This window comes from Halomonas campaniensis, assembly GCF_014193375.1.
GTDB classification, from domain to species: Bacteria; Pseudomonadota; Gammaproteobacteria; order Pseudomonadales; family Halomonadaceae; genus Halomonas; species Halomonas campaniensis.
The window spans coordinates 1-21,332 of sequence record NZ_JACHZF010000011.1; the positions used below are offsets into that span (position 1 = coordinate 1).

The 21,332-nt window shown below is 68.1% G+C and carries 22 protein-coding genes; 9 read left to right on the forward strand and 13 right to left on the reverse strand.

Annotated features, from left to right (window positions below; all coding sequences use genetic code 11):
* The 6 genes from BDK63_RS08740 to BDK63_RS08765 all read right to left on the reverse strand — a co-directional run.
* Nucleotides 1-566 (reverse strand): electron transfer flavoprotein subunit beta/FixA family protein (locus tag BDK63_RS08740; RefSeq protein ID WP_183330990.1); only part of this gene is annotated, 566 nt, incomplete at its 3' end.
* A 44-nt stretch (nt 567-610) separates the two neighbouring features.
* A complete protein-coding gene (locus BDK63_RS08745) occupies nt 611-1,792 on the reverse strand; it encodes an acyl-CoA dehydrogenase (protein ID WP_183330991.1) in 1,182 nt (393 codons plus the stop codon).
* Between the two features lie 143 nt (nt 1,793-1,935).
* Complete coding sequence (locus BDK63_RS08750) at nt 1,936-3,318, reverse strand: hypothetical protein (RefSeq protein WP_183330992.1); 1,383 nt, start codon at nt 3,316-3,318, stop codon at nt 1,936-1,938.
* The gene (locus BDK63_RS08755; RefSeq protein ID WP_183330993.1) at nt 3,315-3,746 is read right to left on the reverse strand and encodes a PaaI family thioesterase; all 432 of its coding nucleotides are present in this window, start codon (nt 3,744-3,746) and stop codon (nt 3,315-3,317) included. Before BDK63_RS08755 ends, BDK63_RS08750 begins: the two co-directional genes overlap by 4 nt.
* Nucleotides 3,743-5,344 carry a class I adenylate-forming enzyme family protein gene (locus BDK63_RS08760; RefSeq protein WP_183330994.1) on the reverse strand — a complete coding sequence of 534 codons (1,602 nt, stop codon included), beginning with the start codon at nt 5,342-5,344 and terminating at the stop codon, nt 3,743-3,745. Before BDK63_RS08760 ends, BDK63_RS08755 begins: the two co-directional genes overlap by 4 nt.
* Complete coding sequence (locus tag BDK63_RS08765; RefSeq protein WP_183330995.1) at nt 5,344-6,495, reverse strand: acyl-CoA dehydrogenase family protein; 1,152 nt, start codon at nt 6,493-6,495, stop codon at nt 5,344-5,346. Before BDK63_RS08765 ends, BDK63_RS08760 begins: the two co-directional genes overlap by 1 nt.
* 209 nt (nt 6,496-6,704) lie before the next feature.
* Between BDK63_RS08765 and BDK63_RS08770 the strand changes: the two genes are divergently transcribed.
* The 7 genes from BDK63_RS08770 (at nt 6,705) to BDK63_RS08800 (ending at nt 13,974) form a co-directional block, all read left to right on the forward strand.
* Nucleotides 6,705-8,252: a 3-hydroxyacyl-CoA dehydrogenase gene (locus tag BDK63_RS08770; RefSeq protein WP_183330996.1), complete on the forward strand. Its 1,548-nt coding sequence runs from the start codon at nt 6,705-6,707 to the stop codon at nt 8,250-8,252.
* Nucleotides 8,253-8,265: 13 nt separating this feature from the next.
* Nucleotides 8,266-9,474, forward strand: a complete 1,209-nt coding sequence (locus tag BDK63_RS08775; RefSeq protein ID WP_183330997.1) for a 3-oxoadipyl-CoA thiolase — start codon at nt 8,266-8,268, stop codon at nt 9,472-9,474.
* 186 nt (nt 9,475-9,660) lie between these two features.
* Nucleotides 9,661-10,476, forward strand: coding sequence for an IclR family transcriptional regulator (locus BDK63_RS08780; protein ID WP_183330998.1), 816 nt, complete (start codon nt 9,661-9,663; stop codon nt 10,474-10,476).
* Between the two features lie 39 nt (nt 10,477-10,515).
* Nucleotides 10,516-11,652, forward strand: coding sequence for an ABC transporter permease (locus BDK63_RS08785; RefSeq protein WP_183330999.1), 1,137 nt, complete (start codon nt 10,516-10,518; stop codon nt 11,650-11,652).
* Nucleotides 11,649-12,440, forward strand: coding sequence for an ATP-binding cassette domain-containing protein (locus BDK63_RS08790; RefSeq protein WP_183331000.1), 792 nt, complete (start codon nt 11,649-11,651; stop codon nt 12,438-12,440). The genes BDK63_RS08785 and BDK63_RS08790 overlap by 4 nt, the downstream gene beginning before the upstream one ends.
* Complete coding sequence (locus tag BDK63_RS08795) at nt 12,440-13,378, forward strand: MlaD family protein (RefSeq protein WP_183331001.1); 939 nt, start codon at nt 12,440-12,442, stop codon at nt 13,376-13,378. Before BDK63_RS08790 ends, BDK63_RS08795 begins: the two co-directional genes overlap by 1 nt.
* The gene (locus BDK63_RS08800; RefSeq protein ID WP_183331002.1) at nt 13,375-13,974 is read left to right on the forward strand and encodes an ABC-type transport auxiliary lipoprotein family protein; all 600 of its coding nucleotides are present in this window, start codon (nt 13,375-13,377) and stop codon (nt 13,972-13,974) included. The genes BDK63_RS08795 and BDK63_RS08800 overlap by 4 nt, the downstream gene beginning before the upstream one ends.
* A 7-nt stretch (nt 13,975-13,981) precedes the next feature.
* Here the strand turns inward: BDK63_RS08800 and lhgO are convergent, their stop codons facing one another.
* Nucleotides 13,982-15,178 (reverse strand): L-2-hydroxyglutarate oxidase, encoded by a 1,197-nt coding sequence (gene lhgO, locus BDK63_RS08805; protein WP_183331003.1) that lies wholly within the window; start codon nt 15,176-15,178, stop codon nt 13,982-13,984.
* 165 nt (nt 15,179-15,343) lie between these two features.
* Between lhgO and csiR the strand changes: the two genes are divergently transcribed.
* Nucleotides 15,344-16,030 carry a DNA-binding transcriptional regulator CsiR gene (csiR, locus tag BDK63_RS08810; protein ID WP_183331004.1) on the forward strand — a complete coding sequence of 229 codons (687 nt, stop codon included), beginning with the start codon at nt 15,344-15,346 and terminating at the stop codon, nt 16,028-16,030.
* Here csiR and sugE read toward each other — a convergent pair whose 3' ends face one another.
* A complete protein-coding gene (gene sugE, locus BDK63_RS08815; protein WP_183331005.1) occupies nt 16,031-16,351 on the reverse strand; it encodes a quaternary ammonium compound efflux SMR transporter SugE in 321 nt (106 codons plus the stop codon). It abuts the gene before it with no gap.
* Between the two features lie 217 nt (nt 16,352-16,568).
* Between sugE and BDK63_RS08820 the strand changes: the two genes are divergently transcribed.
* Nucleotides 16,569-16,781 (forward strand): ribbon-helix-helix protein, CopG family, encoded by a 213-nt coding sequence (locus tag BDK63_RS08820; RefSeq protein WP_183331007.1) that lies wholly within the window; start codon nt 16,569-16,571, stop codon nt 16,779-16,781.
* A 28-nt stretch (nt 16,782-16,809) separates the two neighbouring features.
* On the opposite strand, the gene BDK63_RS08825 is transcribed toward BDK63_RS08820, so the two are convergent.
* The 5 genes from BDK63_RS08825 to BDK63_RS08845 are packed head-to-tail and all read right to left on the reverse strand — an operon-like array spanning nt 16,810 to nt 21,325.
* Nucleotides 16,810-17,769: a 5-oxoprolinase subunit C family protein gene (locus tag BDK63_RS08825; protein WP_183331009.1), complete on the reverse strand. Its 960-nt coding sequence runs from the start codon at nt 17,767-17,769 to the stop codon at nt 16,810-16,812.
* Nucleotides 17,766-18,476 carry a 5-oxoprolinase subunit PxpB gene (pxpB, locus tag BDK63_RS08830; RefSeq protein ID WP_183331012.1) on the reverse strand — a complete coding sequence of 237 codons (711 nt, stop codon included), beginning with the start codon at nt 18,474-18,476 and terminating at the stop codon, nt 17,766-17,768. The genes BDK63_RS08825 and pxpB overlap by 4 nt, the downstream gene beginning before the upstream one ends.
* Nucleotides 18,477-18,490: 14 nt before the next feature.
* A complete protein-coding gene (locus tag BDK63_RS08835) occupies nt 18,491-19,246 on the reverse strand; it encodes a 5-oxoprolinase subunit PxpA (RefSeq protein WP_183331013.1) in 756 nt (251 codons plus the stop codon).
* 51 nt (nt 19,247-19,297) lie between these two features.
* Complete coding sequence (locus tag BDK63_RS08840; protein WP_183331015.1) at nt 19,298-20,470, reverse strand: NADH:flavin oxidoreductase/NADH oxidase; 1,173 nt, start codon at nt 20,468-20,470, stop codon at nt 19,298-19,300.
* 42 nt (nt 20,471-20,512) lie between these two features.
* Nucleotides 20,513-21,325, reverse strand: coding sequence for a hypothetical protein (locus tag BDK63_RS08845; RefSeq protein WP_183331018.1), 813 nt, complete (start codon nt 21,323-21,325; stop codon nt 20,513-20,515).
* Between the last annotated feature and the right edge of the window lie 7 nt (nt 21,326-21,332).

Here is a 21,332-nt window from a genome sequence, read left to right on the forward strand (position 1 = left end):
GGCAGCTTGGCGTAGCGCGGCTCGTTCAGGCGCAGGTCGGTGGTGACGATGGCGGGCAGGGTCAGCTCGACGGTCTGCAGGCCGCCGTCGACCTCGCGGGTCACCCGGGCCTTGTCGTTCTCGATCACCACCTCGGAGGCGAAGGTGCCCTGGGGCAGGCCGGTGAGGGCGGCGAGCATCTGGCCGGTCTGGTTGTTGTCGGTGTCGATGGCCTGCTTGCCGAGGATCGTAAGACCCGGCTGCTCCTCTTCCACCAGCCTGGCCAGCGCCTTGGCGGCGCCCAGCGACTCGACGCGCTCATCGGTCTCGACGTGAATGGCGCGGTCGGCGCCCAGCGCCAGCGCGGTGCGCAGCTGCTCCTGGGCGGCCTTGGGGCCGATGGTCACGACGACCACCTCGGTGGCGATGCCCTTTTCCTTCAGGCGCACCGCCTCTTCCACGGCGATCTCGCAGAAGGGGTTCAGGGCCATCTTGACGTTGGTGAGGTCGACGTCGGAGTGATCCGGCTTGACCCGGATCTTGACGTTGTAATCCAGCACGCGCTTGACCGCGACGAGGACTTTCATGGCGTATCTCCCGTGAGTTGTTGTTGGATCCGCCGAGCCGGGGCTCAGCAGAAGGCCTGGATGCCGGTCTGGGCGCGGCCGAGAATCAGGGCGTGGACGTCGTGGGTGCCCTCGTAGGTGTTCACCACCTCGAGGTTGACCAGGTGGCGCGCCACCCCGAACTCGTCGCTGATGCCGTTGCCGCCCAGCATGTCGCGGGCCAGGCGGGCGATATCCAGCGCCTTGCCGCAGCTGTTGCGCTTCATGATCGAGGTGATCTCCACCGCGGCGGTGCCCTCGTCCTTCATACGCCCCAGGCGCAGGCAGCCCTGCAGGGCCAGGCAGATATCGGTCTGCATGTCGGCCAGCTTCTTCTGGATCAGCTGGTTGGCGGCCAGCGGCCGACCGAACTGCTGACGGTCCAGGGTGTACTGGCGCGCGGTGTGCCAGCAGTCCTCGGCGGCGCCGAGTGCCCCCCAACTGATGCCGTAGCGCGCCGAGTTGAGACAGGTGAAGGGCCCCTTGAGGCCGCGCACCTCGGGGAACAGGTTCTCCTCCGGCACGAAGACATCATCCATGACGATCTCGCCGGTGATCGAGGCGCGCAGGCCCACCTTGCCGTGGATCGCCGGGGCGGAGAGCCCCTCCCAGCCCTTCTCCAGCACGAAGCCGCGGATATCGCCCTCGTCGTCCTTGGCCCACACCACGAAGACGTCGGCGATGGGGCTGTTGGTGATCCACATCTTGCTGCCGGTGAGGCGATAGCCGCCCTCGACCTTGCGGGCGCGGGTCACCATGCCACCGGGGTCGGAGCCGTGGTTGGGCTCGGTGAGGCCGAAGCAGCCGATCCACTCACCGCTGGCCAGCTTCGGCAGGTACTTCTGCCTGGTGGCCTCGTTGCCGAACGCGTTGATCGGCACCATCACCAGAGAGGACTGCACGCTCATCATGGAGCGGTAGCCGGAGTCGACGCGCTCGACCTCCCGGGCGATCAGCCCGTAGCAGACGTAGTTGAGGCCGCTACCGCCATACTCCTCGGGGATGGTGGCGCCGAGCAGGCCGGTCTCGCCCATCTCGCGGAAGATGGCCGGGTCGGTCTGCTCGTGGCGGAAGGCCTCCAGCACGCGGGGGGCGAGCTTGTCGGCGGCGAACTGGGCAGCGCTCTGCTGCACCATGCGCTCCTCGTCGGTGAGCTGCTGGTCGAGGAGCAGCGGGTCTTGCCAGTGGAAGGCGGGGTTCTGGGACATGTCGGAGTTTCCTCTACTTGCCGTTACGGCCTGTCATGACAAATCACTGGGCCTATGACGAACAGTTTTGCCTTGCGGAATTTCATTTCATTTATTTCATGGTGCTGAACTGCCACGCCACAGTCAAGCGGCAATTGCCACGCTTAGAAGCGTGCTACCAGAAACCACGCCGCCAATAGCGGCATGGCGAGACAGAGAAAAAGTCCGTTCCAGCGATAGCCGATCCGCAGCGACGAAACGCCAGTGAACCTGGACAGAATCAGCATCGAGACGGTCATCGGGGATGACATGAGCGCCAGCGTCCATCCCACCAGCAGTGAGACCGCAAGAATGGGCGGCGACAGTCCATCGATGCCCAACGTCGGCAGGATGCCGACCAGCAAGGTGACGCTGACAATGGGGTTGATGCCAACCTGGGCCAGCACGGCCACCAGCAGCATGGCGATCACCGCCGTGCCGGCCCCCAGCGATGAGAGGAAGCCGAGACTCCCGGCCAGGGCCGATCCATCCACCAGCCCCACACAGAGGTAGCCCAGATAGCCTGCCGCCCCCAGCACCACGATTTCGTTGGACGCCGGCGACACCAGCCTGGGCAACCCGCGATGCAGGGCAACCGCGGCAGTCGGCACCCCTGCCATACCCCGGCGGCGGAACTGCCAGCAGAGCCACAGGAAAGCTCCCAGGGGCGCCCCCAACAACACGGCGGTGGGCAAAGGCAGACCGAACCCCCAGGCGAGAGAGAAGATCAATGCCACCAGCGCGAACAGTAACAGGGAGAAATGCCCCAAGGGCCTCAGCGAGGGAACCGCATGCTCCCTGGTAGACTGCATTCGCGGGCCGGTCACCCGATCGACGCCCCAGCCGATCAGGAACAGCACCAGCGCCGCTCCCAGGGCGTAGGGCGCCAGCTCGACCCAGCGCAGGCCCTCCATGCTGGAGAGCACCACCGCCATGCCGATGCCCATGGGCGACACCAGTGGCGCCAGGGCAAAGCCGCGCAGCAGCGCCAGCATCATGCGCCGCTGGCGTGCCTGCTGGACCCAAAGACGCCCCTGCGCTGCCGCCAGGGTATTGCTCTTCTCTATCATAGCGGCCACGAGATTGAGCACGCCGATATTGAGAATGATGCCGAACAGCGACGAGCCCAGTGACAGGATCGGATAGCGCCGACTGGGCGGCTGAAGCAGCATGGCATGCCCGCAGCGCTTCACCAGCCTCGACCGGTAGGCGGGTAGCCGAAGCAGGCCCAGGGCCACCAGAAAGGTCGCGAAGAAGGCAAAGCGTCCCGCCGCCTCGCGCAGCAGCACCAGTGGTGCGGTGTGATGCCACAGCGCGACCAGACTCAGCAGGACCGCAGCACCCAACAGGGTGAGGGCCATGGTCGAGAGCCCACGCAGGGTGACCAGATACCCCCCTAGGGCGGCCATGGCCAGCCACTGGGCCTGGGCGCTAGCGAACACCAGGTCGACCAGGGTCGCCAGGGTCACGACCAGCAGCAGGGAAGCCCTGAGGCGATCCCGGCTCACTTGCTCGCTCCCTCCTCGGCCTCGCTTCCTCGACGCCGACGGAAGGCCCCTTCCCCCATCGCCACGAGATTGCCGTCGCTGTCGAATACCTTACCGCTGGCCATGAAGGTACTGCGCCCTCCCCCCTCCAGCCGACCGATAGCGCGCAGCGCCTCTCCCTTGGCCGGTGAGACGAAGGTGGTGGAGAGCGACAGCGTCATCGCCTTGCGCAGCTGATCCGGTGCCTTGCAGTGCAGGCCCGAAAAGCTCAAGGCCACATCCAGCAAGGTGCTGAGGACGCCGCCGTGGACGATCCCGCTGCGGTTGAGGTGATGTGGCTCGACCCTCAGTTCGAGCGTGACCTGATCGGGCTCCCAGTCGACGACGCGAATTCCCAGGAGGTCCTGAAAACCCACCATCCGCCAGGACAATGGCAAGGACTCGCTCATGAAGGATCCTTCCCCTGTGCCATGTCGCGAAGACGCCCCTTGAGGATCTTGCCGCTGGCCGTCGCGGGGAGGCTCTCCACCAGCACGATCTGCGAGGGTCGTTTGTAGGGCGCCAGCCGCTCGGCAATGAACGCCCGAAGTGCCGCTTCCTCGAGGGACGCCCCCGGCTCGCACTGCACAAAGGCCACCACTTCTTCGTTGCCTGATACCTGACGCCCCACCACGGCCGACAGTGTCACGTCGGGGTGTTCGTTGATCACCGCCTCCACATCGGGTGGGTAGATGTTGAACCCGGAGCGGATGATGAGCTCCTTGCTTCGCCCGACGATATAAAGCTGGTTGTTCTCGTCGACGCGTGCGATGTCGCCGGTGTTGAGCCAGCCATCGGCGGTGAGGCAGGCATGCGTCGCGTCGGGCTGGCGGAAGTAGCCCTTCATCACGTTGGGCCCGCGTATCCAGAGTTCGCCCACCTCGTCACGGTCATCGGCGGCATCGCCGCTCGCGCCCAAGGGCTCCAGGCGATACTCCAGCAGCGGCAGCACACGCCCCACGGTATTGCTGACATGGCGATCATCGATGCGGGTCTGGCTGATGGTCGGACTGGCCTCGGTCAGCCCGTAGCCGTTGTGGAGGGTCAAGCCGAATGCGGCCTCCACTCTCCCCTTGATGTCGGCATCCAGTGGCGAACCGCCTGCAGAGATATAGATCAGCGCGGGTACATTCAGGGTCTGCCCCTGCCGGCGCACAAACTCCAGGGTTCGCGCGTACATGGCCGGAACCCCCTGCAGGACAGTGATGCGCTCCCGCTGCAGGGCGTCCAGCAGCATCGCCGCATCGAAGCGCGGCACCGTATAGAGGCAGGCACCGTTGTAGAGCGATCCCATGCACACCGAGGAGAGACCGAAGACATGGGACATCGGCAACACCCCGTAGACGCGCTGCCCTTCGCTGAGATGGCGCATGCCACCCGAGATCGAGGCGATATAGAGGATGCCGCGGTGGGTGAGCATGACACCCTTGGGCGTGCCGGTGGTCCCGGAGGTGTAGATCATCGCCGCGACCTGCTCGGCGCCACTGGCCGCGACCGGTTCCGGCTCGCTGTCGGCTAGCGTCCCTACCCGCAGCGCGCCCAGGCTGGGATGCACCAGGGACTCGGCACCGTGACGACGACCGTGCTCTTCCGCATCGGGGGATGCCTCGCTGGTATAGAAGATGCGCCGCGGCAGACAATTATCACGGATCAGGTCGATTTCCCGGGTCGGCAGGCGCGAGTTGACGATCGCCACCCAGGCGTCGAGTTCGCTGGCCGCCAGCAACAGTACCACCAGGGCACGACTGTTCTCTCCGACTGTCATCAGGCGGTCGCCCGGACGGATCCCCAGCGAGGCCAGCCACTGCCGGGCCTCGAGAATCTCGCGCCCCAGGTCGGCATAGCTCCAGCGGACCTCACCGTCGACCAGTGCCGCCCGGGCGGGAATCCGCCGGGCATTATCGAGCACCCGGGTGCTCAGGCGTTCTGGGAGCTCCGCCACCAGCTCGCTGGCCAGGCGTCCGAAGATGCGCTCGTCGGGAGCCCGATGTGTCACGGAAAGAGCCATCAGGATGCCTCCCGTACCATATTACGGGCGATCACCAGCTGCTGGATCTGGGTGGTGCCCTCATAGATGCGGAACAGCCGCACATCGCGATAGAAACGCTCGACGGCGTACTCCGCCATGTAACCCGCCCCGCCGTGGATCTGGACCGCACGATCGGCAACACGGCCGACCATCTCGGCACAGAACAGCTTGGCGCACGAGGCCAGGGTCGAGACATCCTCGCCCGCATCCTTGCGACGTGCGGCGTCGAGGACCATGGTGCGTCCGGCATAGGCCTCGGTCTTGCTGTCGGCGAGCATCGCTTGGATCAGCTGATGGCTGGAGAGCGGCGTCCCGAACTGCTGGCGCTCCATGGCATAGCGGAGCGACTCCTCGACCAGCCGATCGGCGACACCTACACAGACGGCGGAGATATGCAGGCGTCCGCGGTCGAGCACCTTCATCGCTGTCTTGAAGCCCTGCCCCTCTCGCCCACCAATGATGTTCTCGGCCGGCACCCGGCAGTCGTTGAAGATGATGTCGCAGGTATGGGCGCCCTTCTGCCCCATCTTGTTGTCGGCAGGCCCGCGCTCAAGTCCGGGAGTGTCGCCCTCGACAATAAAGGCCGAAATGCCACCGGCACCCTTGTTGTCAGGATTCGTTCGTGCCATCACGGTGAACAGATCCGCCTCGGGGCCATTCGTGATGTAGCGTTTTGTGCCATTGAGGATGTAGTGATCGGCGTCGCGGACGGCCGTGGTGCGCAGGCTGGCAGCGTCGGAACCAACGTCGGGCTCGGTGAGGCAGAACGAACTCAGGATCTCGCCGGTGGCCAGTGGCGGCACATAGCGTGCTTTCTGCTCCGGGGTACCGTCGATCAGGATGCCCTGGGCGCCGATGCCGTTGTTGGTGCCGAAGACCGAGCGGAACGCCGGAGACGTCTTGCCGATCTCCATGGCTACCAGCGCCTCTTCTTCCATGGTCAGGCCAAGACCGCCGTACTCTTCGGGAATCGACAGGCCGAACAGCCCCATCTCCTTCATCTCCGCGAGCAACTCGGGGGGAACGGCATCTTCCTCGGCCAGGCGCGCCTCGTTGGGAATCAGTCGTTCGCGCACGAAACGAGAAATGGTATCGAGAAGCTGATTCAGGAGTTCCGGATCGCGAATCATGGCGTGTCCTCACAGGTCGAGTGGCAGGCGGGTCTCAGGATGTCGGCAACGTCAAGAGCACCGATTCTGCATTGTGGAATTGTCGTTCGCATCTATTGTCAGGCACTCTTGCATAGCCTAGGATGGGAGTCAATAAACGGAATGCGATTTTGCTAAGCGAGATTGTGTAAATCCCTGTCCCGATACCCAATCGTGAGGAAAAACCCACCATGTCCCCCCCCTCCCACCCGGAAGTCACGCCGTCCCTCCCCTTCCATCGCCTGGGCCTCGTCGGTACCGGCGCCATGGGCCGTGGCATCGCCCAGCTGGCCGCCCAGGCCGGCCTCGAGGTAAGCCTCCTTGATGCCCGCACGGGCGCGGTGGAAGAGGCGAGACACTTCATCACCGGTGTCTGGACACGCGGGGTGACGAAGGGCCGCCTGAGCGAGGATGACCTGGCGTGCTACCGGGCCCGACTGCACGAGGCCGCCGATCTGACAGACCTGGCGGGCTGCGATATCGTGGTGGAAGCCATCGCCGAGAACCTCGAGGCCAAGCAGGAACTCTTCATGCGCCTGGAAGGGATTCTGGATGACCAGGCCGTTCTCGCCACCAATACCTCGTCGCTGTCGGTGACGGCCATCGCCTCCGCCTGCCGGCTGCCGCAACGGGTGATCGGCTTCCACTTCTTCAACCCCGTGCCGCTGATGAAGATCGTGGAGGTCATACCGGGCCTGCGGACCACGGCCGATGTCGCCGAGCGCGTCGAGGCGCTGGGACAGGCCATGGGCCACTTCACCGCCCGCGCCACCGATACGCCAGGCTTCCTGGTCAATCACGCCGGTCGCGCCTATGGGACCGAGGCGCTGCGCCTGCTCGGCGAGGGGGTGGCCGATCACACCACCATCGATCGCCTGCTTGTCGATCAGGGCGGGTTTCGCATGGGGCCCTTCAGCCTGCTTGACCTGACCGGTCTCGATGTCTCCCACGCAGTGATGGAATCCATCTATCACCAGTACTACGAGGAGCCGCGCTTCCGCCCATCACCGATCACCCGTCAGCGCCTCACCGCGGGCCTGCTCGGACGCAAGAGCGGCGAGGGCTTCTATCGCTACGAGGATGGCCAGCCAGTGGTGGCAGCAGAACCGGCTCCGCCGGAGGCCAATCCCCTGCCCGTGTGGGTCAGTCCCGAAGACTCCGGGGCCGCCCAGGCACTCTCGGCACTCGTCTCCGCCGCCGGCTGGCCGCTGGACCGGAGCAAGCGGCCCGGTGACGAGTCGCTCTGCCTGCTCACCCCGCTGGGCGAGGACGCCACCACGACCGCCCTGCGCCAGGGACTCGAGGCCCACCGCTGCGTGGCCGTCGACATGCTGGCCGGCCTCGACCGGCGCCGCAGCCTGATGACCACCCCGGCCACCGAGATCCGCTACCGGGATGCCGCCTGGGCCCTGCTCGCCGACGATGGCACGCCGGTCAGTCCTATCCATGACAGCAACGGCTTCGTGCTGCAGCGTGTCGTCGCCTGCATCGTCAACGTCGGCGCCGAGATCGCCCAGCAGGCCGTGGCCGAGCCCACCACCCTCGACCGCGCCGTGGAACTGGGGCTCGGCTATCCTCGTGGCCCGCTGGCCATGGGCGACTACTACGGCGGCCGGCGCATCCTCACCATCCTCGACAACCTCTTCGCCGCCACCCGCGACCCCCGCTACCGCCCCAGCCCCTGGCTGCGCCGACGCGCCGCCCTCGGCCTGCCGCTGACCACAACCCAACCGACCTGACAGGAGCTTTCCCATGGACGATGCCTTCATCTATGACGGAGTCCGTACGCCATTCGGCCGCCACGGCGGCAGCCTCTCCGGTGTGCGCCCCGATGACCTGTTGGGCAGGACCCTGAGGGCCCTGGTCGAGCGCAACGGTTTCGCCCCCGAAGACTACGAGGAGGTGCTGGCCGGCTGCACCAACCAGGCCGGCGAGGATTCGCGCAACGTGGCCCGCCACGGCGCCCTGCTGGCCGGACTGCCCGTCGAGGTGGCCGGCCAGACCGTCAACCGCCTTTGCGGCAGCGGCCTGGCCGCGGTGATGGATGCCGCCCGGGCGATCCGCAGCGGCGAGGGGCAGCTGTTCCTGGCCGGCGGCGTGGAGTCCATGTCCCGTGCTCCCTATGTGCTGGGCAAGGCGGATTCGCCCTTCGCCCGCAACCAGCCGCTCTACGACACCGTGATCGGCTCGCGCTTCCCCAACCCCTGGATCGCCCAGGCCTATGGCAGCCACAGCATGCCGGAGACCGCCGACAACGTGGCCCACGACCTGGGACTGGGGCGCGCCGAAGGCGACGCCTTCGCGGCGCGCTCCCAGGCACGCTACGGCGACGCCCAGGCCAGCGGCTTCTATGACGGGGAGATCCTCGGTATCGAGGTATCCCAGGGTCGCAAGCTGCCCCCGCTGCTGGTCGACCGGGATGAGCACCCGCGACCCGGCACCGATGCCGACAAGCTCGGCCGGCTGTCGCCGCTGTTCGAGGGCGGCGTGGTCACCGCCGGCAATGCCTCGGGTCTCAACGACGGCGCCGCCGCCCTGATCGTCGGCAACCGGCGAGCCGGCGAGGCGGCCAGCGTCAGGCCACGAGCACGCATCCTGGCCGGTGCCGTGGCCGGCGTGCCCCCTCGCATCATGGGCCTGGGGCCGGTGCCTGCCTCCCGGAAGGCCTTGGAACGGGCCGGGCTGAGCCTGGATCAGATGGACGTGATCGAGATCAACGAGGCATTCGCGGTGCAGGTGTTGGGGTGCGTCAAGCAACTCGGGCTTTCCGTCGACGACAGTCGCCTGAACATCAACGGCGGCGCCATTGCCATCGGCCACCCCCTGGGCGCCTCCGGGGCACGTCTGGCACTGACCGCCCTGCGCCAGCTGGAGGCCTCGGGTGGCCGTTACGCCCTGGTCACCATGTGCATCGGCGTGGGTCAGGGAATCGCCTGCGTGATCGAGCGCCTGGATGGCTGAGCGCCTGAGGGGCCTGTTGGCCCCATGCCCCGGCCAGTCGCCGCCGCCCCTCGGGCGGCGGTGTCTTTGCGAGGCGCCGAATCGCGACCCGCTGGACGATTTCGTAGCGGCTGACGTACAGGCAGGGGGCGTCTGGTATGCGATACTGGATTTCGGAATGCCTAGCTTGAATCTGGATGATTGACGATGACACAGACAATTCCCCATGAAGACGAGCATGAACAAGCCGGCAAGGACCGCAACTTCGTGACGGCACTGGCCCGTGGCCTTGAGCTGCTGCGCGCCTTCGGTGCCGGCGAGGAGTACCTGGGTAACGCCGACCTCTCGAACCGCACCGGCATCCCGCGACCGACGGTCTCGCGGCTCACCTATACCCTGACCCAGCTCGGCTATCTGCAGCGCAACCCCGACATCGAGAAGTATCGTCTCGGCGCTGGAGTGCTTGCCCTGGGGTACCGCTACCTAGCCAATATGGGTATTCGTGACATCGCTCGACCACATCTGCAGCGTCTCGCCGATGCCACCGACTGCAGCGTCAGCCTGGGCACCGCCGACCGTACGTCAATGATGTACCTGGAAACCTGCCATGGTGGCGGCCCTCTGATCATGCGACTGGAAGTGGGAGCGCGCCTGCCGATGGCGACATCGGCGATCGGGCGGGCCTGGCTCTGTGGCATTTCCACCGAGCGACGCCAGCAAATCATGGAAGAGCTCAGAGACATCCACCAAGGTGACTGGGCCAGGGTCGAAGCCGGCCTTGAAAAGAGCCTGGCCGAGTACCGAGAGTTTGGTTTCTGCCTGTCCGAAGGCGATTGGCAACCTGAGGTCAGTGCCGTCGCGCTACCTCTGGTATTGGAAGGCGGAGCTGAAGTCATGGCACTCAACTGCGGTGGCTCCAGCCTTCGCTTGACTCACGACAAGCTGGTTAAGAGCCTGGGGCCTAAACTCAGGGGCATAGCCAACGACATTGTTGGCGTTCTGGAACCAAGCCGATCCGGATAAACGGAAGGGAAGCCCATCGTTCGAGAAGGACACGCCGCCATGGTCTCGACCGACATCCCGCCAGGCCGACTCCGCGTCCAGGCCGGTCGGCTGCAGATCAGCGGAAACTGGACTCTCGAGCACCATGCCGCACTCAAGGCAGCGGTGCGCGCCAATCGCGGTGTCACCGAAAGCGCCGACGAGACGCTGGACCTCTCCGACCTAGCAGGCCTGGACACCGCCGGGGCCAGCCTGCTGGTCGAACTGCTCGGCGCCGAGCGAGTGAAGCGGATCCGTGACTGGGCGCCCGACCTGCCCGCCGAGCGCCAGGCCCTGCTCGAGACCGTGGCCGGCGCCCTGGAGACGCCGCTGACGCCCGAACGCCGCCGCTCCGCGCCCCTGGCGGACATGCTGGTGGCGCTCGGGGAACGCATCCATGCCCTGTGGCAGCAGCAGCGACAGCTGCTGGGCTTCATGGGCCTGACCCTGGCCGCCCTCACGGTCTCGCTGCTGCGCCCCTGGCGGTGGCGGATCACCTCGCTGGTTTCCCATATCCACCAGACCGGCCTCAACGCCGTGCCCATCGTCGCCCTGCTCACCTTCCTGGTGGGCGCCGTGGTGGCCTTCCTGGGTGCCACCGTGCTGCGCGACTTCGGCGCGACCATCTACACCGTCAACCTGGTGGCCTTCGCCTTCCTGCGCGAGTTCGGGGTGCTGCTGGCCGCCATCCTGCTCGCGGGCCGCACCGCCAGCGCCTTCACCGCCCAGATCGGCTCCATGAAGGCCAATGAGGAGGTCGATGCCATCCGCGCCCTGGGACTCGACCCGATCGAGCTGCTGGTACTGCCGCGCCTGCTGGCCATGATGGTGACCCTGCCGATCCTCACCTTCGTCGGCATGCTCAGCGGCATCCTGGGCGGCGCCATGGTCTGCCAGCTGATGCTCGATATCCCGATGGTGCAGTTCATCGCCATCCTGCAGCGCGACATCCCCCTCAACCACTTCCTGGTGGGCATCGGCAAGGCGCCGCTGTTCGCCTTCCTGATCGCGGTGATCGGCTGCCTGGAGGGCTTCAAGGTCAGCGGCAGCGCCCGCTCGGTGGGCGAGCACACCACCTCCAGCGTGGTGCAGTCGATCTTCATGGTGATCCTGCTCGACGCCGTGGCTGCGCTGTTCTTCATGGAGATGGGCTGGTGAGCCGCGCCGAGGAAGCCGTGATCCGGGTGCGCGGGCTGGTCAACCGCTTCGGCAGCCACGTGGTCCACCAGGACCTGGACCTGGATATCCGCCGCGGCGAGATCCTCGGCGTGGTGGGGGGCTCGGGCACCGGCAAGTCGGTCCTGCTGCGCAGCATCGTGGGGCTGAAGCGACCCGACGGCGGCCGCGTGGAGGTATTCGGCGAGGACCTGCAGCAGCTGCCGAGCCGCCAGCGCTCGCGGCTGGAGCGCCGCTTCGGCGTGCTTTTCCAGCGCGGGGCGCTCTTCTCCTCGCTCAACCTGCAGGAGAACGTCGCCCTGCCGCTGATCGAGCATGCCAGGCTGCCACGCGCCGATGCCGAGGCCCTGGGGCGCCTGAAGCTGGCCCTGGCGGGCCTGCCGCCCGATGCCGCGCTGAAGATGCCCGCGGAGCTCTCCGGGGGCATGATCAAGCGGGCCGCCCTGGCCCGGGCCCTGGCACTGGACCCCGAGGTGCTGTTCCTGGATGAGCCCACCGCCGGACTGGACCCGATCGGCGCCGCCGACTTCGACCGGCTGATCATGACGCTGCGCGATGCCATGGGCCTCAGCGTCTTCCTGGTCACCCACGACCTCGATACGCTCTACACGGCCTGTGATCGGGTGGCCGTGCTGTCCCAGCGGCGCGTGCTGGTGGCCGACCGCCTCTCAGTCGTCGAGGCCAGCGACGACGCCTGGATCCGCGACTACTTCCACGGCCCGCGCGGCCGGGCGGCGCACCGTGCCGCTCACCCTTCGGAGGCTGACTGATGGAAACCCGAGCCCACCACCTGGTGATCGGCCTGTTCACCGTGATCGCCGTCGCCGCCGCCCTGCTCTTCGCGCTATGGCTCGGCCGCGCCGACGCCGACCGCCAGTACACCTTCTACGAGGTCGGCTTCGACCGCCCGGTGAGCGGCCTGGACACCGGCAATGCCGTGCTCTTCAGCGGCATACGGGTCGGCGACGTCGCCGACCTGCACCTCGACCCCGATGACCCGCGCCTGGTCAGGGCGAGGATCCGCATCGACGACAGCATCCCCATCCGCGAGGACACCCGCGCCAGCCTGGCCCTGGCCAACATCACCGGCAGCATGAGCATCCAGCTCCAGGGCGGCAGCCCCGAGAGCCCCCGCCTGCGAGGCGATCGGCAGCACCCGCCGCTGATCATGGCCGAGCCCTCACCGTTCAGCTCGCTGCTGGCCGACGGCGAGACCCTGGTGGGCGGACTCAACCAGCTGCTGGTCAACGCCAACCGGCTGCTCTCCGAGGAGAACACCCGGCGCATCGACAGTATCCTGGCCAACCTGGACCGGCTCAGCGGCGAACTGGCGGATCGCAGCGGGGAACTCGGCGAGATCGTCGGGTTCGTCGAGCGGCTGAGCCGCGAGGCCAGCGACCTGCTGCAGGCCCTTACCCGCCTGGGCGAGAGCGCCGGCAGCCTGGTCGACCAGCAGGGGCGCGAGGCCGTGGACAGCGCCGGCCAGGCGATGACCACCCTGGAAGGCGCCACCCGGCGCCTCGAGCGGCTCCTCGAGCAGAACCAGGGGGCGCTGGATCGCGGCATGCAGGGCTTCGGCGACCTCGGCCCCGCCATGCGCGAGCTTCGCAGCACCCTGGGCAACCTCAGCCGCATCACGCGGCGGCTCGAGGAGAGCCCCTCCGACTTCCTGCTGGGCCGTGAACCGATCGAGGAGTTTTCGCCATGATCCGCACGGCCCTGATCGCTGCCCTGCTCCTTGCCCTGCCGGCATGTTCGATCCTGCCGGAGCGCGCGCCCCTGCAGATCCATGTGCTGCCGGTCACCCCGGCCGAGCCCTCGAGCCACGCCGCGATCGACGCGACGCTGCGGGTCGAGGCGCCCGAGGCCAACGCCCTCCTCTCGGGATCGCGCATCCTGGTGATGCCCACCCCTAACCGGATGAGCGTCTATGAGGGCGCGCGCTGGAGCGACCCGACACCGACGCTGCTGCGTGACCGGGTGATCGAGGCCTTCCTGCAGGCGGGCTACCTGACCGCCGTGCTCGACGAGAGCGGACGTCTCGAGACGGACGTCGCCCTGGCCAGCGACCTGCGGGCCTTCCACAGCGAGTACGTGGAGGGCCGCCCCGAGGTGGTGATCCGCCTGGATGCCCGGCTGGAGGACGAGGCGCAGCGGCGCCTGCTGGCCAGCCGGCGCTTCGAGGTGAGAGAACCCAGCGAGGGAGTGCCGGTCGAGGCCGTGGTCGAGGCCTTCGGCCGCGCCGCCGACCGTTTGGCCCAGGCGCTGGTCGAGTGGAGTCACGAGGTCATCGACGCCCGCTGAGGCGCCTTCAGGCCTCTACCTGCTCCTGGACCCGGTCGACGATGTGGGCGCCGATCGGCAGGGCCGAGGTGGCGGCCGGCGACGGGGCGTTGCAGACATTCACGGTGCGACGGGTGTTGACGAACAGGAAGTCGTCGATGAGGCGCCCATCCCGCGATACCGCCTGGGCCCGCACGCCGGCCGGGTACTCCCCCAGGTCCGCAAGGGTCAGGCTCGGGCAGTACTTGCGAACCTCCTCGAGGTAGCCGGACTTGAACAGCGAATTGCGCAGCTCCCGGAGCCCCGGCCGCAGGTTGGCCCCGAGCACCCTGAGGATGCCGGGGTTGGTGAACATCCGCGCCATGTCGGGCAGCGAGAGGTCGGTCTTGCGATAGCCCTCGCGCTTGAAGGCCAGCACCGCATTGGGCCCGACCGTCACGCTGCCGTCGATCATCCGCGTGAGGTGGACGCCCAGGAACGGCATGGCGGGGTCGGGTATCGGGTAGATCAGGTGGTTGACGATATGGTTGTGCTGCGCCGGCAGGCGGTAGTACTCCCCGCGGAAGGGGCAGATGGTGAAGCCTGGGTCGCGGCCGAGCATCCTCACCACCCGGTCGGCCATCAGGCCCGAGCAGGAGATCAGGTAGCGGCAGCTGAACTCCCCCGCCGAGGTGGACACCACCACCTCAGCGTGGCGCTCCTCGAGGCCGGTGACCCGGTGGCCGTAGGCCAGCTGGCCGCCGCGACGCTCGAACTCCGCCGCCATGGCCTCGGTCACCCGGGCATAGTCGACGATACCGGTGGAGGGCACGAAGATCGCGCCCAGTCCCCGGATGGCGGGCTCGCGCTCGCGCAGGGCATCGGCCTCGAGCCACTCACGCTCGAGCCCGTTGGCGGCGGTGCGCTCCCATAGCGCGCGCATGCGCTCCATCTCCAGCTCGCTGGTCGCCACCAGCAGCTTGCCGCACTCGTCGTAGGGAATGGCATGCCGCTCGCAGAAGGCCTTGGTCGCCCGGTTGCCCTCGAGGCAGAAGCGCGCCTTCAGGCTGCCCGGGGTGTAGTAGACACCGGCGTGGATCACCCCGCTGTTGTGTCCGGTCTGGTGGCGAGCCGGCCCCTCCTCCTTCTCCAGCAGCAGCATCCGTCGGTCGGGATAGCGCTCGGCCAGCTGCATGGCGGTGGACATGCCCAGGATGCCCCCGCCGATGATGATGAAGTCGTACACGGCACACCTCGCTGGTCCGTAACCGGGATTGAGTCGGGAAGGGAAATCTCGCCAGAATATCCACCACTCAGGACGATTGCCAACATTCCCGCCCTGGACAGCCCCATTATCACGAGTGGCGATGTTCGACTATCATGGCAGTCAATCACAGGGAATGATCACCTCATGGACACCACCCCCAAGCAGAACCTCGGCATCAGTGCCTACCACTGGCTCAAGCGCGACATCATTCGTGGCGCCTTCCAGCCCGGCGAGAAGCTGCTGATGAGCCGCCTCAAGGAGCGCTACGACCTGGGCGTCGGCCCGCTTCGCGAGGCGCTGTCCCAGCTGGTGGCCGAGCGCCTGGTGGTGGCCATCAGCCAGCGCGGCTATCGGGTGGCCCCGATGTCGCTGGCCGAACTCGCCGACCTCTACGACGCCCGCGCCCAGATCGAGGGGCTGGTGCTCAAGCTGGCCATCGAGCGCGGCGACGACAGCTGGGAAGCCGAGATCCTGGCCCGCGCCCATACCCTCGCCAAGGTGATGGAGGTCAACTCGCCCGACGAGCTGCTGGAGGTGTGGGACACCCGCCACAAGGCCTTCCACACGGCGATCGCCAGCGGTTGCCGCTCGCCCCACCTGCTCCAGATGCGCGAGAGCCTGTTCGACCAGGTGGAGCGCTATCGCCACCTCTGGCTGCAGGAGACGGTCTTCTCGGAGGAGGCCCTGGCGCGCAAGCGCCAGGAGCACGCGGCGCTGGTCGAGGTGATCCTGGCCAGGAAGAGCGATGAGGCCACCGAGATGATGCGCGAGCACCTGATGACCCCGGTGCCGATCATCACCGAGGTGATGAAGCGTCGGGGGCTGGCCTGATCAGCCCGCCAGCTTGAGCCCCACCAGCCCCGCCAGGATCAGTACCAGGCTGACCAGGCGAAGCGGCGAGGCGCTGTCGCCGTAGATCAGCATCCCCAGGAGCACGGTCCCCACGGCCCCGATGCCCACCCAGATCGCATAGGCCGTCCCCACCGCCAGCACCCGCATCGCCTGGGCCAGGAGATAGAAGCTGGCCACCATGGCCAGCACGGTAAGCACGCTCGGCAGCGGGCGGGTAAAGCCCTGGGAGGCCTTGAGGCCCAGCGCCCAGGCGACCTCCAGCAGGCCGGCGATCACGAGGTAGGTCCAGGCAAGGGTCATGGGAACATCCACACCGGGCGGGTCGTCCCGCGGGTCGAAATGCCGGCCGGGTCGTCCCGGGGCAGAAGGCTCAGGCAGTCTACTGCCTGCCCCGGAAGGGTCAAGCCATCGTCATGCCGCTGTCATGACCCGGCGACACCATGAGTGACAGGCGACGACCGACGCCTTACCTTCTGGAGACAGGTCACCTGCCGACGGCCCCCATGGAGACGACGACATGCCCCATCTACTGAGACTACCCCGCGACCTCGAGGAACGCCTCGAGGGGCTGTGCCGGCAGACCGGCCTGGGCAAGGCGGAGCTGATCGAGCGCTGCCTGGCCGAGGGGCTGACCGGGCTGGAGGCCCAGCTGCTGCTGGAAGGGGCCCACCCGCCTCGCGTCGAACGCACCATCGACCAGCTGCTGCGCGAGAGCGGCCTGGGGGCCTGATCTCCCTTCCTGAATGAGCGGTCCGGGGTCAGCCCTGGCCGACGCTCGCCAGGAAGTGGCGATGCTCGGCCAGGGCGTGCTCCCGGGAGGCGGCCACCAGGTGGACCTCCTGGCTGGGCAGGCACTGGGCGAGCCGCGAGGCGGCCAGCGGTGTCAGCGCGCCGAGCCGGGGGTAGCCCCCGATGGTCTGGCGATCATTGAGCAGCGCGATGGGCTGCCCGTCCGGCGGCACCTGCACCGCCCCCAGGCCGATGCCCTCGGAGATCATCGAGGCGAGGCGACACAGCAGCCTGGGGCCGGTCAGCCGAACGCCCATGCGGTCGGCACGGTCGTCCACCCGCCAGGCCGCATTGAATGCCCGGTAGAGGCTCTGTCCGGTGAACTCCCCCACCTGGGCACCCGGCAGCAGCGCCAGCCGGGCCGGTTGCCGATAGTCGATCTCCGCCGTTTCCGGCATGCCGCGTTCGGCCACCGACGCTCCACTCCCCTCCCCGACGGCGAGGCGGTCGCCCTCGGCCAGCTTGCCGCCCCGGGTGTCGAACCCGCCAAGTCCCTCGCGTACCACGCAGCTGACGCTGCCCAGCACTGGCTCGGCCCGAAAGCCCCCGGCGACCGCCAGGTAGGCCCTCAGCCCGTTCACCGGCGTGGCGAAGGCGAGGGTCTGGCCCTCGCGAATCCGCACCGGGCGCCACAGCGCCAGCGGCTCGCCCTCCAGGGTCGCGCCGAGGTCGGCCCCGGCCACCGCCACGGTCAGGTCGCGCTCGGCGACCAGGCGCAGGCCACCGAAGGTGACCTCCAGGGCCGGGGTGCCCCAGGCATTGCCCGCGAGGCGGTTGGCCCAGGCCCAGCCGTGCAGGTCCGCCGGCCCGCCCTGGGTCACGCCCAGGCGCCGTACGCCGAAGCGGCCGGCATCCTGCAGCAGCGCCAGGGGCCCGGCACGAGTCACGCGGAAGCCGATAACGGTATATTTATTACCGACCACAGTCATCGACCCGCCTCCATGGGGGTGGCATCGCCCCCCTGCGACTCGAAGGTCCTCCGGTCCACCGGGACGAACCGCACGCGGTCCCCGACGCGCAGCAGGCTGAAGCCGTCGCGATCACGATCGAACAGCCGCGCCGAGGTCCGCCCGAGCAGGTTCCAGCCCCCGGGGGTGACCGCCGGATAGGCCGCCGTCTGGCGCCCGGCGATGGCAACGCTGTTCACCGGCACCCGCTGGCGAGGCGTCTCGAGCCGCGGCACCTCCAGCCGCGCGTCGAGCAGCCCCATGAAGGCGAAGCCGGGGGCAAAGCCCAGGGCGAAGACGCGGTAGTCGGTGCCGGCGTGGCAGTCGATCACCGCCTCGACGGAGAGCCCGGTGTGCTCCGCCACCCGGGCCAGGTCCGGGCCGACGCTGGCGTCGTACCAAGTCGGCAGCTCGTGGATCTCCCCCGCCGCCGCGTTCTCGTCCGGCGCCAGGTCCTGGAGCAGCTGCGCCAGCCGGTGTCGCGCCGCTTGCGGGGCCAGGCGAAGCGGATCGAAGACCACCAGCAGCGTGGTGTAGGACGGCACCAGGTCCACCAGCGCCTCGCCGAACGCCGCCTCGCAGCGCCGGGTCAGGGCGGTGAGCCAGGGCAGGTTGGCCTCGTCGATGCGGTCGAAGAGCCTCACCAGCCAGGCGTCGAGACCGGCGGATTCGATGCGTGGCAGGCTCATGGCAGCGCCCCGGCTCATGAGGCCGACTCGAGGTCGCGCAGGGCCTGGCGGATCGCCTTCACCGCGGCGATGGACTCGGGGTTGTCGCCATGCACGCAGAGGGTATCGGCGGACAGCACCAGCTCGCTGCCGTCGCTGGCGGTCAGGGGAAGCCCCCGGGCGATGCGCGTCGCCTGGTCGACGATGACCTCGGGATCGTGGTGGACCGCCCCCACCTCGCGACGCGACACCAGCCGCCCCTCGCCGTCGTAGGCGCGGTCGGCGAAGGCCTCGAACCACAGGGTGACGCCGTGCTCGGCCGCCAGCTCGCTCACCGCCGAGGTATCCCGGGTGGCCATGGTCATCAGCGGCAGCGCAGGATCGTAGGCCAGGATCGCCCGCATCACCGCCGAGAGGATCTCCGGGTCGCGGGCCATGTCGTTGTAGAGCGCGCCATGGGGCTTCACGTAGCTGACCGCGAGCCCCTCCGCCCGGCACAGCCCCGCCAGCGCCCCCAGCTGGTAGAGCACCAGGTTCTCGATCTCCTCGGAGGAGCAGGCCAGCGAGCGGCGCCCGAAGCCCACCATGTCGGGATAGGCCGGATGGGCCCCGACCCTGACCCCGTGCTTGCGGGCCAGGCGCACCGTCATGCGGATCACGTCGGGGTCCGAGGCGTGGAAGCCGCAGGCAACGTTGGCCAGGTCGACGTGGGGCATCACCTCGTGATCCATCCCCATCACCCAGGGGCCAAAGCTCTCCCCCATGTCGGCGTTGAGCAGGATAGCTGTCATGGATGATCTCCTTGCGAGCAGGTTGGGGCCAGGCGAATGGATGCCGGGGCCCTAGAAGATGTTGGACCGTTCGTACTGCTTCGGCCATGCCACGTTGCGCGCCTTCAGCGCGGCGGCGGCCCTCAGCGGCCAGACCGGATCGGCCAGCAGGGCACGACCGAGGATCACCAGGTCGGCCTGGCCGTTGGCCACCACCGATTCGGCGAGATCGGGGCTATGGATCAGGCCCACGGCACCGGTGGCGATCCCGGCCCGATCTCGAACCGCCTGGGACAGGGGTATCTGGTAGCCGGGATGGATGGGGATGGCCTGGCGCGGATCGTTGCCCCCCGATGAGCAGTCGATCAGATCGACCTGCCCCCGCTCTCGCAGCAGTGCAGCGAGTCGCACGGTCTGCTCCAGGTCCCAGCCCCCCTCGACCCAGTCGGTACACGACAGGCGCAGGAACAGAGGCAACTCCTCCGGCCACTCCTCACGGGTCGCGTCGATCGATTCGAGCAGGAAGCGGATGCGATGGTCGAAGCTGCCGCCATAGCCATCATCGCGCCGATTGCTCAGCGGCGACAGGAACTGGTGGATCAGATAGCCATGGGCGCCGTGCAGTTCCAGGGCCTTGAAGCCCGCCTCCCGGGCGCGGCGCACGCTGGCCTTCAGGCTGGCGAGGGACGCCTGGATCTGGTCAACCGACATGGCCTCGGGCGTCGCCCAGCCCCTGGCATAGGGAAGCGCAGAGGCCGAGACCAGGTCCGTCCACCCGCCCTCGCCGGGCAACAGGGGGTGAGAGCCCTCCCAGGGACGCCCCACCGAGGCCTTGCGTCCGGCATGGCCCAGCTGGATGCCCGGGACGGCGTCCTGGGACGCGACGAAGGCGGCTATCCGCGCCAGCCGGTCGCGCTGCTCGTCATTCCAGAGGCCGAGGCAATACGGGGTGATCCTGCCCCTGGGCTCGACATGCACGGCCTCGGTGAAGACCCAGCCGGCCCCTCCGGCCGCTCGGGCGCCCAGGTGCATGAAGTGCCAGTCGTTGGACAGCCCCTCGCGTCCCGAGTACTGGCACATGGGGGAGAGCATGATCCGGTTGCGCGCCCTGACCGAGCGGAACTGGACAGGCCGAAACAGGTGCGGGTCGGGGTCACGGCGCAGGATCCGGCGCTCGTCCTCCCCGCCGGAGCGTGAGTCGGTGATGGCGGCGGGATCAGACGGATTCACGTCGTCTTTGGCCATTGGCAAGGCTCCTTTGTCATTGTTTTCTCGATGATGTGTCCATCAGGGCCCGATGGCGTCGCGCCTGCGCGCCCAGGCGCGCCGGAACTGCCATTGGCTGATCAGGAAGAGCATGGCGCTGACGGCCATGGAAGCGAGCAACGACAGCAGGAACACCACCATCGGCGGCGCATGCCCCACCAGGGTCGCGGTCACTACCCCGAAGGCCACCAGGCTCAGCATGCCCTTCTGGGCCATGCTCACCGTGGCCCGTGCCACGTCGGCCCCGTAACGCTCATGCAGGGTCCAGCCGATGGTGAACAGACCCACCGGAAACCCCACCAGCATGCCGGAGAGCAACGGCCCGGACCTCACCGCCAGGGTGGTTGCCACGCTCACCAGCACCCCGGCCAGCAGCCCCCGCAGCAGCAGGTCGAACCAACCGGAGCGAGCCACGATGACCGGCTGTGCCAGGCGCAGCGCCCGCCTGACCCCCTCGGCCAGCAGCAGCATGGCGAGGTACATCAGCACCGCCACTCCGACGCCCCCGTGTACCCGCGAGAACAGCAGCGCCGCGGGGACCCAGCAGAGGGTGGCGATAGCCAGGCTGGCCAGGGCGCTCAGGCGCCCAGCGGTGACCACGAAGCTCATGCTGAACAGCAGCGTGGCCACCAGGGCGTGCAGGGTCGAGAGGGCGGCGGCCTGGATGAAGGCCGGCGAGTGCTCCTGGAGCATGAAGAAGTAGCCGGGTCCGAGGACGATGGGCGTGCCGGCGATGATGCCGCCCAGACGCGGCCCCAGCTTGCCCACCGCCAGGGAGACCCCGACCACCACCGCCGCCGTGGCGAGCAGCTTGGCCAGCAGCACGCTCAGCATCGGGGGA

Bases quoted from the DNA above. Each gene is read 5' to 3' on its own strand.
- BDK63_RS08745 (WP_183330991.1), bottom strand. From the start codon at position 1,792: ATGTCCCAGAACCCCGCCTTCCACTGGCAAGACCCGCTGCTCCTCGAC.
- BDK63_RS08755 (WP_183330993.1), bottom strand. From the start codon at position 3,746: ATGAGCGAGTCCTTGCCATTGTCCTGGCGGATGGTGGGTTTTCAGGAC.
- BDK63_RS08760 (WP_183330994.1), bottom strand. From the start codon at position 5,344: ATGGCTCTTTCCGTGACACATCGGGCTCCCGACGAGCGCATCTTCGGA.
- BDK63_RS08765 (WP_183330995.1), bottom strand. From the start codon at position 6,495: ATGATTCGCGATCCGGAACTCCTGAATCAGCTTCTCGATACCATTTCT.
- BDK63_RS08770 (WP_183330996.1), top strand. From the start codon at position 6,705: ATGTCCCCCCCCTCCCACCCGGAAGTCACGCCGTCCCTCCCCTTCCAT.
- BDK63_RS08775 (WP_183330997.1), top strand. From the start codon at position 8,266: ATGGACGATGCCTTCATCTATGACGGAGTCCGTACGCCATTCGGCCGC.
- BDK63_RS08780 (WP_183330998.1), top strand. From the start codon at position 9,661: ATGACACAGACAATTCCCCATGAAGACGAGCATGAACAAGCCGGCAAG.
- BDK63_RS08785 (WP_183330999.1), top strand. From the start codon at position 10,516: ATGGTCTCGACCGACATCCCGCCAGGCCGACTCCGCGTCCAGGCCGGT.
- BDK63_RS08795 (WP_183331001.1), top strand. From the start codon at position 12,440: ATGGAAACCCGAGCCCACCACCTGGTGATCGGCCTGTTCACCGTGATC.
- BDK63_RS08800 (WP_183331002.1), top strand. From the start codon at position 13,375: ATGATCCGCACGGCCCTGATCGCTGCCCTGCTCCTTGCCCTGCCGGCA.
- csiR (WP_183331004.1), top strand. From the start codon at position 15,344: ATGGACACCACCCCCAAGCAGAACCTCGGCATCAGTGCCTACCACTGG.
- sugE (WP_183331005.1), bottom strand. From the start codon at position 16,351: ATGACCCTTGCCTGGACCTACCTCGTGATCGCCGGCCTGCTGGAGGTC.
- BDK63_RS08820 (WP_183331007.1), top strand. From the start codon at position 16,569: ATGCCCCATCTACTGAGACTACCCCGCGACCTCGAGGAACGCCTCGAG.
- BDK63_RS08825 (WP_183331009.1), bottom strand. From the start codon at position 17,769: ATGACTGTGGTCGGTAATAAATATACCGTTATCGGCTTCCGCGTGACT.
- pxpB (WP_183331012.1), bottom strand. From the start codon at position 18,476: ATGAGCCTGCCACGCATCGAATCCGCCGGTCTCGACGCCTGGCTGGTG.
- BDK63_RS08835 (WP_183331013.1), bottom strand. From the start codon at position 19,246: ATGACAGCTATCCTGCTCAACGCCGACATGGGGGAGAGCTTTGGCCCC.
- BDK63_RS08840 (WP_183331015.1), bottom strand. From the start codon at position 20,470: ATGGCCAAAGACGACGTGAATCCGTCTGATCCCGCCGCCATCACCGAC.
- BDK63_RS08845 (WP_183331018.1), bottom strand. From the start codon at position 21,325: ATGCTGAGCGTGCTGCTGGCCAAGCTGCTCGCCACGGCGGCGGTGGTG.